Genomic DNA, 1,039 nt, shown 5'->3' with positions numbered 1-1,039 from the left:
TGTCGAACGCGTCGGCGCGCTCGTGGCGCCGTTTCGTCGCGGTTGGCCGACCCGTACGCCACCAGCACCGTCGCCCCGGCCGGCAGCCTGGTTCCGCCCAGCGTCACCGGGCGGGTGGTCCTGCGCCGGAAGGCCTGCACGGCCGCGTCGTGGCGTGCGGCCTCCTCCACCGCCGCCGGCACCAGACCCGGGTCGTCGCGGAGCATCCGCCACTGCCGCCGGTCGGAGAGCAGGTGCATCAGGGCGGTGGCGATGAGCGCACTGGTGGTGAGGAATCCGGCGATCAGCAGGTTCTGCAGGTTCGCCACCAAGCTCGTGGCGCTGCTCCACGGTCAGCTCGCCAACCCCCGGCGCCAGGGCCGCGACCATGGCCGAACAGAGGTCGTCCCGGGGCCGCTCGCGCCGGGCCCGGACGTATCCGTCCAGCAGCCGTTGCAGCGCCACCACGTCCTCGGCGGCCGCCACCTGCTCCTGCGGCGACAGCGGCCGGAACAGCAGCTCCTCCGCCCGGAAGCCCCCGTGCACGGCGGCCGGCACGTCCGCCGGGTCCAGCCCGATCAGCCGCCCGACCACCTGCCCCGGCAGCTGCCGCGCGTAGGCCCCCACCAGCTCGACCGGCCCGTACGCGGGCAGGCCGTCCACCAGCTCCCGCGCGCAGGCGCGGGCGTGCGGGAGCAGCGCCGCCACCCGGGCGGCGGACAGCCCCCGGTTCAGCGGGGCCCGGTGCCGGCGGTGGGCCGCGCCGTCCGAGGAGACGACGGTGGGCCGCGGCCCGAAACCGCCCGCCAGGACCGCGAGGACCGCGTCCGGCAGTGCCACGTCGGGGGTCAGGGAGTTCACGGAGGAGAAGTCCTCCGCGCGCAGCAGCACCTCCCGCACGTCCCGGTCGCGCGCCACCAGCCAGGCGTCGAACGCGGGCAGGTACGTCAGCCCCTTGCTCCGGCGGGCCCGGGCGTACAGCGGGTACGGGTCGCGGTACAGGTCGTCGCGCCAGGCGCGTCCCGGCGGCGGCTCGGGCCGGGTCACACGCGCCTCCCGC

Annotated in this window: 1 pseudogene; it reads right to left on the bottom strand. The window is 76.9% G+C overall.

The annotated features are described in order from the left end of the window. Positions 1-1,026: pseudogene (locus SSNG_RS41650) on the bottom strand (cytochrome P450); the annotation flags it as partial. Between the last annotated feature and the right edge of the window lie 13 nt (positions 1,027-1,039).

It is taken from the genome of Streptomyces sp. C (genome assembly GCF_000158895.1).
GTDB classification, from domain to species: domain Bacteria; phylum Actinomycetota; class Actinomycetes; order Streptomycetales; family Streptomycetaceae; genus Streptomyces; species Streptomyces racemochromogenes.
The sequence above is the reverse complement of the archived record's forward strand: the minus strand, read 5'-3'. Positions and strand labels throughout refer to the sequence as shown.